The organism is Burkholderia sp. MS389 (assembly GCF_016899425.1).
In the GTDB taxonomy this organism is placed as follows: domain Bacteria; phylum Pseudomonadota; class Gammaproteobacteria; order Burkholderiales; family Burkholderiaceae; genus Burkholderia; species Burkholderia sola.
The window spans coordinates 518,655-531,806 of record NZ_CP045996.1; the positions used below are offsets into that span (position 1 = coordinate 518,655).

Annotated in this window: 15 protein-coding genes; 5 read left to right on the top strand and 10 right to left on the bottom strand. The window is 65.1% G+C overall.

Annotation, left to right across the window (positions count from 1 at the left end):
• Positions 1-52: 52 nt before the first annotated feature.
• Complete coding sequence (locus GJG85_RS31960) at positions 53-970, bottom strand: LysR family transcriptional regulator (protein ID WP_089490058.1); 918 nt, start codon at positions 968-970, stop codon at positions 53-55.
• 139 nt (positions 971-1,109) lie between these two features.
• On the opposite strand from GJG85_RS31960, the gene GJG85_RS31965 reads away from it, so the two are divergent.
• Entirely contained in the window at positions 1,110-1,874 is a 765-nt protein-coding gene (locus tag GJG85_RS31965) for an SDR family oxidoreductase (RefSeq protein ID WP_089490057.1), read from the top strand.
• A 153-nt stretch (positions 1,875-2,027) separates the two neighbouring features.
• On the opposite strand, the gene GJG85_RS31970 is transcribed toward GJG85_RS31965, so the two are convergent.
• Positions 2,028-2,960, bottom strand: a complete 933-nt coding sequence (locus GJG85_RS31970; protein ID WP_204384816.1) for a LysR family transcriptional regulator — start codon at positions 2,958-2,960, stop codon at positions 2,028-2,030.
• 210 nt (positions 2,961-3,170) lie between these two features.
• Between GJG85_RS31970 and GJG85_RS31975 the strand changes: the two genes are divergently transcribed.
• Entirely contained in the window at positions 3,171-4,037 is an 867-nt protein-coding gene (locus tag GJG85_RS31975; protein WP_050015391.1) for an NmrA family NAD(P)-binding protein, read from the top strand.
• Between the two features lie 372 nt (positions 4,038-4,409).
• Here the strand turns inward: GJG85_RS31975 and GJG85_RS31980 are convergent, their stop codons facing one another.
• The gene (locus GJG85_RS31980; protein WP_050015389.1) at positions 4,410-4,844 is read right to left on the bottom strand and encodes a helix-turn-helix domain-containing protein; all 435 of its coding nucleotides are present in this window, start codon (positions 4,842-4,844) and stop codon (positions 4,410-4,412) included.
• Positions 4,845-4,953: 109 nt separating this feature from the next.
• On the opposite strand from GJG85_RS31980, the gene GJG85_RS31985 reads away from it, so the two are divergent.
• Together GJG85_RS31985 and GJG85_RS31990 are read left to right on the top strand one after the other, a co-directional pair.
• On the top strand, positions 4,954-5,571 hold the full coding sequence (locus GJG85_RS31985; protein ID WP_176015903.1) for an NAD(P)H-dependent oxidoreductase: 618 nt from the start codon (positions 4,954-4,956) through the stop codon (positions 5,569-5,571).
• Positions 5,568-5,825: a hypothetical protein gene (locus tag GJG85_RS31990; protein WP_204384786.1), complete on the top strand. Its 258-nt coding sequence runs from the start codon at positions 5,568-5,570 to the stop codon at positions 5,823-5,825. The genes GJG85_RS31985 and GJG85_RS31990 overlap by 4 nt, the downstream gene beginning before the upstream one ends.
• A 207-nt stretch (positions 5,826-6,032) precedes the next feature.
• On the opposite strand, the gene GJG85_RS31995 is transcribed toward GJG85_RS31990, so the two are convergent.
• The 6 genes from GJG85_RS31995 to GJG85_RS32020 form a co-directional block, all read right to left on the bottom strand.
• Complete coding sequence (locus GJG85_RS31995; protein ID WP_050015386.1) at positions 6,033-7,265, bottom strand: MFS transporter; 1,233 nt, start codon at positions 7,263-7,265, stop codon at positions 6,033-6,035.
• A 173-nt stretch (positions 7,266-7,438) separates the two neighbouring features.
• Complete coding sequence (gene aroE, locus GJG85_RS32000; RefSeq protein WP_050015384.1) at positions 7,439-8,272, bottom strand: shikimate dehydrogenase; 834 nt, start codon at positions 8,270-8,272, stop codon at positions 7,439-7,441.
• Entirely contained in the window at positions 8,269-9,492 is a 1,224-nt protein-coding gene (locus GJG85_RS32005) for a CoA transferase (protein WP_050015382.1), read from the bottom strand. The genes aroE and GJG85_RS32005 overlap by 4 nt, the downstream gene beginning before the upstream one ends.
• Positions 9,492-9,950, bottom strand: a complete 459-nt coding sequence (locus GJG85_RS32010; RefSeq protein WP_124592795.1) for a MaoC family dehydratase — start codon at positions 9,948-9,950, stop codon at positions 9,492-9,494. The genes GJG85_RS32005 and GJG85_RS32010 overlap by 1 nt, the downstream gene beginning before the upstream one ends.
• Positions 9,951-9,952: 2 nt before the next feature.
• Complete coding sequence (locus GJG85_RS32015) at positions 9,953-10,345, bottom strand: VOC family protein (RefSeq protein ID WP_050015379.1); 393 nt, start codon at positions 10,343-10,345, stop codon at positions 9,953-9,955.
• Positions 10,342-11,292 carry a 2-dehydropantoate 2-reductase gene (locus GJG85_RS32020; protein ID WP_050015377.1) on the bottom strand — a complete coding sequence of 317 codons (951 nt, stop codon included), beginning with the start codon at positions 11,290-11,292 and terminating at the stop codon, positions 10,342-10,344. Before GJG85_RS32020 ends, GJG85_RS32015 begins: the two co-directional genes overlap by 4 nt.
• Positions 11,293-11,373: 81 nt before the next feature.
• Here GJG85_RS32020 and GJG85_RS32025 point away from each other — a divergent pair, with 81 nt between their 5' ends.
• Positions 11,374-12,294 (top strand): LysR family transcriptional regulator, encoded by a 921-nt coding sequence (locus GJG85_RS32025; protein ID WP_204384818.1) that lies wholly within the window; start codon positions 11,374-11,376, stop codon positions 12,292-12,294.
• Positions 12,295-12,422: 128 nt separating this feature from the next.
• Here GJG85_RS32025 and GJG85_RS32030 read toward each other — a convergent pair whose 3' ends face one another.
• Entirely contained in the window at positions 12,423-13,004 is a 582-nt protein-coding gene (locus GJG85_RS32030) for a TetR/AcrR family transcriptional regulator (RefSeq protein ID WP_179233191.1), read from the bottom strand.
• Positions 13,005-13,152: the final 148 nt, after the last annotated feature.

The following is a 13,152-nucleotide window of genomic DNA, read 5'->3' on the forward strand; positions in this document are numbered from 1 at the left end:
TGACAGGGTAGTGATGGGGCAGCGGTGCTCGACTCGACCACCCACCAGCACGTCACTTTGGCCATCGCCACACGGGATTGCCGAGATGTTCGGCGAAGTAGTCGGACAATGCCGTCACCTTGGCCGGTCGCGCTCGCGCCGACGGCGTAACGAAATAAAGACCGCCCTTCGTCAGCGACCAGTCGGTGAGGATCGCTTCGAGACGGCCATCGGCCAGATATTCGTACGCAATGAACTCCGGCAACTCGGCGATAGCAAGACCATCGAGCAGCGTCGGCAACAGCGCATCGGCGTTGGTCACGCGTAGCGGGCCCGTCGGCATCACCGATTCCTCGTCGCCCGCGTCGTTCGTGAAGCGCCATACGGCACTGCGCGCGCGATACGCGTACGACAGGCACGGGCGATCCGCCAGCTCGCTCGGATGCGTGGGTCGCCCTTCGCGCCGCAAATATTCCGGCGACGCCACCACGAATTGGGTGACCGCGCACAGCCGACGCGCGACCAGCGACGAATCCGGCAGCGCGGCGATGCGCAACGCGGCGTCGAATCCATCGGCAATCAGATCGACCGACGCATCCGATAAATGCAGGTCGATCGATACCGCCGGATACGCGCGAAAGAAGCCCGGCAGCAGCGGCGCGACCCAGCGCAGCCCGAACGACATCGGCACGGCCAGACGCACCAGTCCGCGCGGCTGCACCGACATTTCGCGCGCCGAGCTTTCCGCCTCCTCCGCCTGGCGGTAGATCTCGCCGGCTTGCTCGCTGATCGTCCGGCCGAACTCGGTCAGCGACAGCTGGCGCGACGTGCGGTTGAACAGCCGCGCACCGAGCCGGTCCTCCAGACGCGCCACACCGCGCGAGACAGTGGCGACCGACACGCCGGTCGCGCGCGCCGCGGCGGCGAACGATCCGTGCTCCGCCACCTTCGCGAACATCGCGAGCCCTTCGAAATCAGGTAGCTGCGCCATTTCTCCTCATCTTTGCATTTATGCAACGTTTGTTTGCGATTGATTCTATTTCGAAAAGATTGGGCCGTCGATATTCTCTTCACATCGCAGCACGTCACACCCAACCGAAACACATTGATCGAACGAAAGGAGCAATACCATGGCACGCAAACTCGACAACAAGATCGCACTCGTCACCGGCGCAACCAGCGGCATCGGCCTGGCCACCGCCCAACGCTTCGCGGCTGACGGTGCGCACGTCTATCTCACGGGCCGCCGGCAGGCCGAACTCGATGCCGCCGTGGAAGGGATTCGCGCAGCCGGCGGCAACGCGACCGGCGTGCGTTCGGATTCCACGAAGCTCGATGAACTCGACGCGCTGTATGCGCAAATCAAGGAAGAACAGGGGCGCCTGGACGTGCTGTTCGTGAACGCCGGCGGCGGTTCGATGCTGCCGCTGGGCAGCATCACCGAAGCGCACTACGACGAAACCTTCGATCGCAACGTGAAGGCCGTGCTGTTCACCGTGCAGAAGGCGCTGCCGCTGCTCGCCGATGGCGCATCGGTGATTCTGACCGGCTCGACGGCGGGTAGCGCGGGCACCGCTGCGTTCAGCGTGTACTCGGCGTCGAAGGCGGCCGTGCGTGCGTTCGCGCGCAGCTGGATTCTCGACCTCAAGGACCGCCGCATCCGCGTGAACACGATCAGCCCGGGCGCGACCCGCACGCCCGGCCTGCTGGATCTCGCCGGTGACGATGCGGCTCAGCGGCAGGGGCTTGCCGATTATCTGGCGGCCCAGATCCCGATGGGGCGCCTCGGCGAGCCGGGCGAGATCGCGAGCGCCGCGCTGTTCCTGGCGTCGGACGACGCGAGCTTCGTGAACGGCATCGAATTGTTCGTCGATGGCGGTCAGCAGCAGATTTGAGCGGGACTGATCGACGCGACCGGGTGCAGGCGGTCGCGTCGATCGTCTTTATCGAGGTAAGCAATCACGATATCGACGCCCCCGGCGCATTCAATTGCCGGATACCTGCCGGCACCCTGTCGAAGCTCGCTAACGGGTTTCGCCGGAACAGCACTAACGGGCGCCGACGCCGCCGTGCACGCCCGTCAGTTCGACCATGAAATCCAGGAACGCGCGAGTCTTCGCCGGCACGTGATGCCGGGATGGGTAGTACGCGTATAACGGGTACCGCTCGTCGGCCCATTCGGGAAAAAGATTGATCAACCGGCCGTCGGCGATCAGCGGCTCGGCGCCGAGCAGCAACATCTGCGCAATGCCGGAACCGGCGAGGCATGCGTTGAGCAGCGCGCCGGGATCGTTGACCGTCAGGCGTCCGCGGGTGTCGACCACGATGCGTTTGCGCTGGCGATGGAATTCCCACGCGAACGGCCTGCCTGTCTCCGGATTGCGGAATTCCAGGCAGCGGTGGCTGCGGTTTTCGAGGTCCTGGGGTTTGGCCGGTCGTCCCCGGCGTGCGATGTACGAGGGCGCCGCGACCGTCACGACGCCGGTATCGAGCAGCTTTCTCGCGATCAGGCTGGATGGCCGCGGTTCGCCGAATCGCACGGCGAGGTCGAAGCCGTCCATGACGAGGTCGCCCAGGCTGTCGCGCGCGATGAGCTCGATTTCGAGCTCGGGATGCGCGTCCATGAACGCATCGAGCCGTGGCCCGAGAATGGCCCGGTAGACGACCGGATCCAGATTGATTCGCAGCCTTCCGCGCACCGCGGAGACGCTGCCCGCCGCCGCTGCCGCGGCTTCCTCCAGCCCGGCGAGATGGGGCATGACCTGCTCGTAAAAGCGGCGGCCCTCTTCGGTCAGCGACACCGACCGCGTCGTTCGGTTGAAAAGCCGGATGTTCAGCCTTCTCTCCAGCCGCGCAATCGCTCGACTGACGCCCGGCGGCGTCATGCCGATGACGTCGGCGGCGGCCGAAAACGTCCCCGCATCGACCACGGCAGCGAACACGCTGATGCTGCCGGACAGTTTCTCGCTACTGGATCTCATGGTTGTTCGACTGAGTACGGTTGGGCGATCGCGCGCGACCCACTGAAGGCCGACACGCCAACGCCGCACAGCGTAGCCATGCCGGGCGTCGGTGTCGATCATGCCGAATTGATGACCTGTTGTCACTTATCTGATGCCATCCATGTCATTTTGTTTTGGTCGGCGTTTGTCCAGAATGCGACCCACGTATTCGCACATGGAGAACGAGCAATGTATGCAATCACTGGAATCACCGGTCAGGTCGGTGGCGCACTGGCGCGCGAACTGCTGGCCTCGGGCGACGCGGTGCGCGCGGTCGTACGCGACACGACGCGGGCAGCGGCATGGGCGGCGCGCGGGTGCGAGGTCGCGACCGCGTTCATGGAAGACCCTTCGTCGCTCGCCGCCGCATTCACCGGCGCGAGGGGCGTGTTCATCCTGCTGCCGCCGGTGTTCGATCCGGCGCCCGGGTTTCCCGAAGCGCGGAAGGTGATCGAAGCCGTATCCGCCGCGCTGCTGAAGGCGCGCCCCGAAAAGGTCGTTTGCCTGTCGACGATCGGCGCGCAGGCCGACGAGACCAATCTGCTCACGCAACTCACGCTGATGGAGCAGGCGCTGCGCGAGATGCCGATGCCGGTGACGTTCCTGCGGCCCGGCTGGTTCATCGAGAACGCCGCGTGGGACGTTGCCTCCGCGCGCGACGGGGGCGTCGTCGCCAGTTATCTGCAGCCGCTCGACAAGCCCGTGCCGATGGTCGCCACCGCGGACGTGGGCCGCGTCGCGGCGGAATTGCTTCGGCAGACGTGGAGCGGGGTGCGTGTCGTCGAGCTCGAAGGCTCGCGCCGGGTGAGCCCCAACGATCTCGCGCTGGCCTTCGCTCGCGTTCTGGGCCGGGACGTGCGAGCGGAAGCCGTCGACAGGCGAACGTGGGACGCGTTGTTTCGCGCGCAGGGCATGAAGCATCCGCGCCCGCGCACGCGCATGCTGGACGGCTTCAACGAAGGCTGGATCGATTTCGAAAGCGGTCCTGACGAAATCTTGCGAGGCCATGTCGCGCTGGACACGGTGCTGGGCGAGTTGGTGTCGCGTGCGGTCTGATTGAGTGCGGTGGCGGGGCGTGGCGTGCTTGCGCTACGCCCGCCCATGCATCGGATTTCCGGTCAGGCAGATAGTGGCTTCCATGCCGAAGGGGGGGGGTAAATGTCGCTATTGACGTCATTGATGACTATGGCGAACGGCCTCGTCCGGAGTCTGGACTGCGCAGCATTTCGGGCATCCGCCGGTGTCTCCTGCGGCTCAGCCCGATGGAGGCCAATCGGATGACATTTTCGCCGGAACTTCACCTGCTGGATAGATCGGAAAATGCAGCGCTTTCGCACCCCAAGAAAGATCCGCGTCGGGACAGGTCCCGACGCGAGCCGGCACTTGGATTTCGCCGCTGTGTTTGCACAAGCCACGGCCTCGATCCGTTTATCGACGCTGGTAGACAACGCCCTGAATCAAGACCTGATCCGGCTCCGGCTCCTCGTCAAAACGTTTATGCGCTTCGGCAATGGCGACTTGATTCTCGTTCGCCCAGTTGACCAACGCCATGACAGGCTTCAACAGCGTTCTTCCCATGTCAGTGAGTTGGTAATCGACGCGAGGAGGAATCGTTGGATACATCGTTCGCGTTACCAGTCCGTCGCGTTCCAGTCCGCGCAAGGTCAGTGTCAGCATCCGCTGCGAAATGCCGTCGATGCCGCGCTTCAATTCGTTGAAGCGCCGCGAGCCATTGGCCAGCATGGCGACAATGTAGAGGCTCCACTTGTCGCCGATGCGATCCAGGATTTCACGAGTTGCCAGGCAGCCGCCAGCGTCAGGTGCAGGCATATCGGCAGGTAGTTCGGAGTGACTAAGTGACATGCGTGTGCCTTCTTGTGGGAAAACGGCAGGAACCATACCATCCTTTGTATGAATTGGTAAGTAAGGATCGATATCTTACTTAGTTCTCTTTTTATACCTTGGAGCCGCCGTGAGCCACACCCTACTTGTCACGTCCAGCCCGCGCGGGGCTGACAGCCTTTCCACCCGATTTGCCACCGAAATCGCAGAGGGCATCCAGGCGCGCGCGGGCGGCCCGCTGACCGTGCGTGACCTTGCCGCGAATCCTCCGCCCCATATCGCACCGGCCTACATCCAGGGCCGGATCACGTCGCCCGAAGATCGCACGCCGGAACAGGTCGAGGCGGTGAAGGTCGCGCAAGAGTTGGTCGATGAGTTGAAGGTCGCCGATGTGATCGTGCTCGGTTCGGGCATGATCAACTTCAGTCTGTCCTCGCAGCTAAAGGCGTGGTTCGATCACGTCACCTGGCCGGGCGTCACCTTCAGTTACGGCGATACTGGGCCGAAGGGACTGCTGACTGGCAAGAAAGTCTATCTCCTTGCCGCTGCCGGTGGCGTGTTCTCGGAAGGTGCCTGGGCGCCGTTCGACTTCCAGACCAGCTATTTGCTGCATCTGCTCGGTTTCATCGGCCTGACCGACGTTGAAGTGGTGCGTGTCGAAGGCACGGTTTTCGGCCCCGATGCGGCGAAGGCCGCAATCGCCCACACCGAAACGGCTATCAAAGCCTTGTTGGCGAAGGCTGCGTGACGCTGGCTGACATTGCCGCCGACTACGGTTTTAACCGCGATCAGGCGCGTGCCATCGCTCTTGATCCTGAACGGCACCATCGCGTCGAAGCGGAAGCGTTCAAGTCGGCCAATGCCGGTGTGCGTTCGGTTCCTCATTTTGTCTTTGGGGAAAGCATTGCCATCAATGAGGGGCGCAGCGAAGACGAGATTGCTGGCAATACAAGCAGCTTCCGGCGCGATCGCTCTCTGACGCGGCTTCCTCAAATCCAATGACTCGGAAGTCGGCGTACGCCCGATAAGGTTCTGCGGAGGTGTCGACCGTGTTGGCCGATGCCCGACCAAAAGACCGGCCGTCGGATGACCGAAGTACTTCAAGAAGCGACGAAGGGACCGTGATCTTACGACCGATCGCAATGGGTCGACAGCTGACGACGCGCTGAAAACCCATACCGCCTTCTCCCACCGATTTCCCGCCGCAACTCACCGACCATTCCCCGCCCGCGCGGGAACGACTGCCACCCCCAAATTCGCGCCACCCATTCTCGGCAACCACGCAAACGCAATCGTAACCAGCGTGACGCCCACGCCAAGCATCGGCACCACCATCGGCCACGCGCCGGACGGATAGCGCGGATCGGTGAAAGCCGCCGCCGTCTGCCCCACGCTGAAAGCGAAGAACATCATGATGAAGCCGGACCACGAGACCGCGCGGCCGGCAAGATGTGGCAGCCCGCTGACCGCGCCTGCCTGCCCGCACGGCTGATGGATCCCGTGGCCGAGGCAATACACGCCATGCCCGACGAGCAGCGGCCAGATGCTGCCGGGAAGCAGCGCGCACCCCAATGCCTGGATCACCGCACCGGAGAGGCTCAACGTCGCCCCTTGGCGTACCGTTCGCAGCATGCTTTGACGTCGCAGCAACTGCCGGCAGCCAAAGGTACTCAGCACATAGACGAGCGTCCCGCTCGCGGGGATCCAGCCGTATCGCTGCGGCGAGATGCCGAACTGCCGGATGTAGATCGTCGGAGAAAGCAGCAGAAAACAGAACATGCCGGTGTACGTCGACGCGGCCAGCAGCGTCCATACCCTGAACGGGGCATTGCCGAATATCTCGCGCACGTCCCCGGTCGAGTTCCTACGCGGCGCGATTCTGGCGGCGCTTTCCTCGAAGCCGTACCAGCACATGACGAGCAAGCCGAACGCATACAGGCTCATCCCCGCGAGTACCCATCGCCAGCCGGCGTGCTGCGTGACATACGCACCGACAAGCGGGGCGAGGAACGCCATCATTCCCATTCCCATGAAACCGCGCGCCATCACGTACGGGCCGTCGCCCGCCGAATACCGGTCGCGCACCGTCGCACGGGCGCATACCAGGATCGCGGCCATGGCAAAGCCCTGCATCGCACGCGCGGCCACCAGCATCGCGGCGGTCGACGCGATCGCCGCCGCCAATGCACTCAGCGCATAGAGCGCAAGGCCGGTCAGCAAGACGGGACGACGGCCGAATCGGTCGGAAAGACTGCCCATCGGCAACTGTCCGATACCGAATATCAGTGCGAAAACCGTGAGGCTGACGCTGGCGGAGCCCAGCGTCGCGGCGATTTCGGGCAGTGCCGGCAGGTAACTGTCGGTCGCCACCGGCTGGGCCGCCAGCAGCAGCGGCAACATGAGCGCGAAGTTCAGGCGAGCGGGGCGCGTGGTGTCCGGCATGACGGTGTTCGGCACGGTCTCGGGCGTGGGAGGAGGGCCGCGGCAAGGCAGCGTTGCTCGGTGCAGCGCGTTCGTATGGACGCGCCGAGTCTACCCGATCGCGCCTGCCGCCTCTGTCGCGATCGATGGCATCGCGCATCGGGATCGCCTGCATGCCGATCCCCATCGCGTGTTCAGTCGAACGGCACGGCCAGCCGATCGATCACCGAACTGGTCGCGGGGCGCACACCGCGCCACCATGCGAACGCCTCGGCCGCCTGCTCGACCAGCATGCCGACGCCATCCGCGATCCCGTGCACGCCGGCATTTTTCGCGAGCCGGAGAAACGGCGTGAGTCGCTTGCCATAGGCGAGCTCGTAAGCAGTTCCCTTCGGACTGAACACGCTCGGCGGGACAGGCGGCAGGTCGCCGGTCAAACTGGCCGACGTCGCGTTGACGACCAGGTCGAAACGTCCCATCCGCGCGAGGTCCGCGTAGCTGCCGGCCACGAGCGGGCCGCGCCCGGCGACCTGCGCGGCCAGTGCGCGCGCCTTGTCGACGTCGCGATTCGCGATCACGAGTTCCGCCGGGCCGGCTTCGAGGAACGGCAACAGCGCGCCGCGTGCCGCGCCGCCCGCACCGAGCACCAGCACACGCTTGCCGGCCATCGGCAGATGGAGGTTCGCCTCGATATCGCGAACCAGCCCGATGCCGTCGAAGTTGTCCGCCAGGATGCGGCCGCCGTCGAACTTGAGTGCGTTGGCCGCGCCCGCGAGTTGCGCACGCTCGCTGCGTTCATCCGACATCGCGAACGCGTCGAGCTTGAACGGCGCGGTGACGTTGATGCCCTTGCCGCCGCCATCGAAAAACGCGCGCACCGCGGCAGCGAAAGCGCCTGCCGGCTCGAGCGGGCCCTCGATCGCCGTATAGCGGAGGTCCTGCTTCGTCTCTTGCGCGAAGAGGCCGTGAATCAGCGGGGATTTCGTATGTCCGATCGGATTGCCGATCACCGCGTATTGATCAGTCATCGTTGGCTCGCTTTCGAGTAGAGGACACCGTCGGCCTGCATCGCATCGATTTCGGCCGAATCGAACCCGAGAGAACGGGCGACTTCCGCGTTGTGCTGCCCGAGATCGGGCGCGACGTCGCGAATCGTCGTATCGCAATCGGAGAACCGGAACGGCAGGTTGGGCAGGCGCAGCGTGCCGTAGCGCGGATGCTGCTGCTCGACGACCATGCCTCTGGCCTGGATCTGCGGATCGTTCAACACTTCGTCGATGCGCTGCACCTTCGCGCACGGAACGTCGATGCCGTCCAGCAGGTCCAGTACCGACGCGACGGAACGCGCGGCCACCCACGGCTCGACCACCGACAGAATCTCCGTACGGTGCGCGTTGCGTCCGGTGCTGTCGTGAAACCGCGTGTCGGCGCCGAAACCCGCCGGGCCACCGTGTGCCGCGATCAGCGCGGCGAAGCGCTTCCACGCGTCGTCCACCTGCGCGGCGATCACGAGATCGCCGTCCGCGGCGCGGAACACGCCATAGAGCGTCGACGTCGGCATGTCGTGCCCGGTCTGCTCGGGCAGCACGCCCTTCAGCGTGTAGCACTGCACCGCGTATTCGTGCATCGATACCAGCGTGTCGTACAGCGCCATGTCGACGTGCTGCCCGCGACCGCTCTTCACGCGTCCCAGCAGCGCGGCGTTGATCGCCGCGACCGCATGAATGCCCGTGTACATGTCGCCGAGCGAAATGCGCAGCAGCGGCGGGCGCTCGCCCGGCGTGCCGACCATCTGCATGATCCCGCTCTTCGCTTCGGCGATCAGCCCGAAACCTGCGCGATGCGCATCGGGGCCGGTGTGACCGTACGCCGAAATCGAGCAATAGACGAGGCCCGGATTGCGCGCCGACAGTGCTTCATAGCCGAGCCCGAGCTTGTCCAGTGCGCCCGGCCGATAGTTCTCGATGAAGACGTCGGCGGAGTCGCACAGCCGCTGCATGAACGCCTTGCCGCGCGGGTCCTTCATGTTGACGCTCACGCCGCGCTTGCCCATGTTGAGCTGCAGGAAATAGCCGCTTTGCTGGTCGTCGAGCACGGTCGCGTGCTGGCGTCCGGCGTCGCCGGCGCCGGGACGCTCGACCTTGATGACTTCGGCGCCGAGCGCCGCGAGACAGCGCCCGACATACGGGCCGGCGAGGAAATGGCTGTAGTCGACGACGCGAATGCCTTCGAGGGGACGAGCCTGCATCACAGTGCCTCCGGACGGCGCGGCACCATCAGTCGATGTTCGCCGCGTTGAACGACCTGCCCGTCCTGATTGATCAGTTCCGACGGCAGCACGACGATGCCCCAGTCCGGACGGCTCTTGCTGGCCCGCATCGACCCGACGCGGAACGTCACGTGCAGCACGTCGCCGACCTTGATCGGCAGCAGGAAATCCCAGGTCCAGCCGAGCGACATGCCCGGCAGGAAGCGATAGTCGCTCTGCGTCTTCAGGCCGTCGGCCACGGACAGGCCGAACAGCCCGTGCGCGACGAGGCAGCCGAAATGGCTGGCGTTCGCGTATGCCTCGTCCACGTGAACGGGCGTGTGGTCGCCGGTGAGGTCGGCATACGCGAGAATGCGCTCCTTGGTCACGACGTAGGTCGGGCTCATGCAGGTGTCGCCTTCGCGGGCGTCGTCCCAGTATTTCTCGACGATGGTCATGGTCATGCCTCCGCGCGCGGGTTGATCGCCAGCGCCTGCGCAACGCAGGAAGCCGGCCGCGCCTGAATCAGTTCGACGGCGAGCCCGTCGGGCAGGCGAATCCAGTTGCGCCCCTGCGGCATCTCGGTCACGTCGAATCGCTGCGCCGCGGCCAGCGCGGCCTCCAGGTCCTCGCACATCACGCCGAGATGGGCGAGCCGGCCTTCCGGGCCGTCATGTTCCGGCGCGTGGATGAACTGCAGGCCGCCGAGCGTCCAGTACTGCCGCGGTGCGTCGAGCGTGCCGTCCACTTCGCGCAGCGTCATGCCGAGCACGTCCTCGAAGAAACGGATGTGCCAGTGGATGTCCTTCACCCAGATCGCAACGTGTTCGAGATAGGCTTTCGTGGCGCTCATGCGGCTGCCTCCTCGCGTTGGCGATCGGCCATCGCGCGCTCCAATCCCTTGATGCAGGCGACGAGCGTGGCATTGACCGGCGTCGGCACGCCGTGGCGCTGCCCGGCACGCACGACCGAACCGTTGATGAAGTCGATCTCGGTGATCGAGCCTTTCTCCAGGCTTTGCAGCATCGACGTCTTGAAAGCGGCCGGCAGGCCCTCGGCGGCGAGCGTCCATGCCTGTTCGGGATCGGTCATCGACAGTTTCACGCCGGCCGCCTGCGCCGCCGCGATTGCCTCGGCGACCGCCGCGAGCGACGTCGCCTTCAGCAGCGGCTCGTCGTAGAGCTGCCCGTAGGTGAGGCCGGTCAGGCCCGTCAGCGCGCCCGTCGCGACATTCACCAGCAGCTTGTCCCACATCGTGCCGACGATGTTGTCGCTGATCGTCGTCGCGAGGCCGGCGGCATCGAACGCGGCGGCGATCGCCTGCACGCGCGGCGTGATGCGTCCGTCGAGTTCGCCGATGTACGTGTATTTGCCGATCACGCCGGATTCGATATGACCGGGCCCGCGCAGCACGCCGCCGACGTAGGTCTTGCCCGCGAGCACGCGCTCGCGGCCGACGGCGTCGCTCAGAATGTCCTCGTGGCCGAGGCCGTTCTGCAGTGACAGCACGACGCTATCGGGCCCGACCAGCGACAGGGCGCCGCGGATCGCCGCGTCGGTGTGGAACGACTTGACCAGCACCACGACCATGTCGGCCGTGCCGACTTCGGCAGCCTGTGTCGTCGCGTGCACGCGTACCTGCCGGGTGCCGCGCGCGTCGTCGACCCGCAGGCCGTCACGGCGCATCGCATCGACGTGCGCGGGCGAGCGGTCGATCAACCAGGTCTCGTGACCGCCTTCGGTGAGGGTGGCGCCGATCGCACAGCCCAGTGCGCCGGCTCCCAGAATCGCAATTTTCAATGCTGTCTCCTTGACGTATGGCCTCACGATAGGAGCCGTCGCTCATGTCGACAATGCAATGGATACAATGGCGTCATTGCCCTGGACAATAATGAAACGATGCCCACCGATCTGCCGGACCTGAAGCTGCTTCAGCTATTCGATCTCCTGTACGACGTGCGCAGCGTCACGCGCGTCGCCGAGCAACTCGGCCAGAGCCAGCCGACGGTCAGCATCTGGCTCGGGCACTTGCGGGAACATTTGCACGATCCACTCTTCATCCGCACGCCCGGCGGCATGGCGCCGACTCCTCAGGCCGACGCACTGATCGGGCCATGCCGGGAAATCCTCGAATCGCTGCGGCGCTTCACGGCGTGGGAGATCGCGTTCGACCCGGCGACCGCCCAGCGACGCTTTCGCATCTGCATGACCGACGCGAGCCACGTCACGCTGTTGCCGCGGCTGCTGGCCCATGTCCGCGCGCAGGCGCCGGGCGTCCGGCTCGAAGCCGCGCGGATCGACGGCAATACGGAGCGGGCGCTCGAATCCGGCGAAGCCGATCTCGCGATCGGCTACGTGCCGTGGCTGGGCGGTGGCATTTACCAGCAGAAGCTGTATGACCAGGACTGGATTTGTCTGGTGAATCGGCATCACCCGCGGATTCGCGGCCGGCTCGGGGTCAGGCAGTATCGGGCGGAAGGACATGTCGCCATCACGGCGGGAACCGGGGCGCAACTGCTCGAACAGGCGCTGCGGCAGGCGCGCATCGAGCGGGACGTGGTGCTGGAATTGCCGGGGTTTCTCGGGTTGGGGGCGATCGTCCAGACGACCGACCTGATCACGACGCTACCTCGTCATATCGGCGAGACGCTGGCGCAGGCCAACGATCTCGCGGTTCATGCCTGCCCGATTCCGGTCGACGGCTTCGCGGTGCGGCAGCATTGGCACGCGCGCTATCACCACGAGGCCGGCAACCGGTGGCTGCGCGGCGTCGTGATTCGATTATTCGGTCATTCGCATTGATCTGCGGTTTCGGCGTTCGCGATGGAGGCTGGAACGCACGCGGCTTTCGGGCGGTGCGGTACACGACAACGGGCAATGTCCCCGTGATGGGCGGAAGGCATGGCTCGTCACGACAACATCGGTGCGGATCACACTTCGGCAGCACCCCACCCTTGGCCGCTGACGTCTGCCAGCGCGTCGAATACAGCCGGCGAGCGTTCCAGACGCGCGATCGTGCGGGCGCCCTCCAGCGCGGCGACCAACGCGGCCGCGGCTGACGATGCGCGCGCGGCAGCAAAACCGCATCCCCTGAAATGCGCCGCAATCACCTCGGTCGAATCGGCAAACCCGCGCGCGACCCGCTCGGTCAGCTCGGCGTCGAGCGCGGGCAGTTCGTTGGCCAGGTTTTGCATGAGACACCCGTACTGGAAATCGGCGGCGACCATTTCGGCCGCAAACGTGCTGAAGAGCCGACGCACGAACTCCAGCGCATGACCGGTCGTTTCGGCCGAGATGTTCTGCAAGACGGCAATGCGATTCGTGACGTACTGATCGATTGCTTCTTCCGCAAGTTGGGCCTTGCCGCGTGGAAAGTGAAAGTAGAACGATCCCTTGGGCGCGCCGCTTTCTTCGAGGATCTGGGTCAGTCCGGTCGCGGTGTAGCCCTGGATGCGAAACAGCCGTTCGGCCGTGGCAATCGCGCGAGCGCGAGCGTCAGTCTTGCGTGTCATGCCGGAAAAGTACCACGTTCGGCTTGACCCGGCTATGTCGATCGCCATACTATGGTGATCACCATATTCCGGAGCGCCGCGATGCCCGTCGACAAGAGCAAGCCATCTGCGTCGAGACGAACCGTCCTGGCGATGGGCGCGGCCGGCC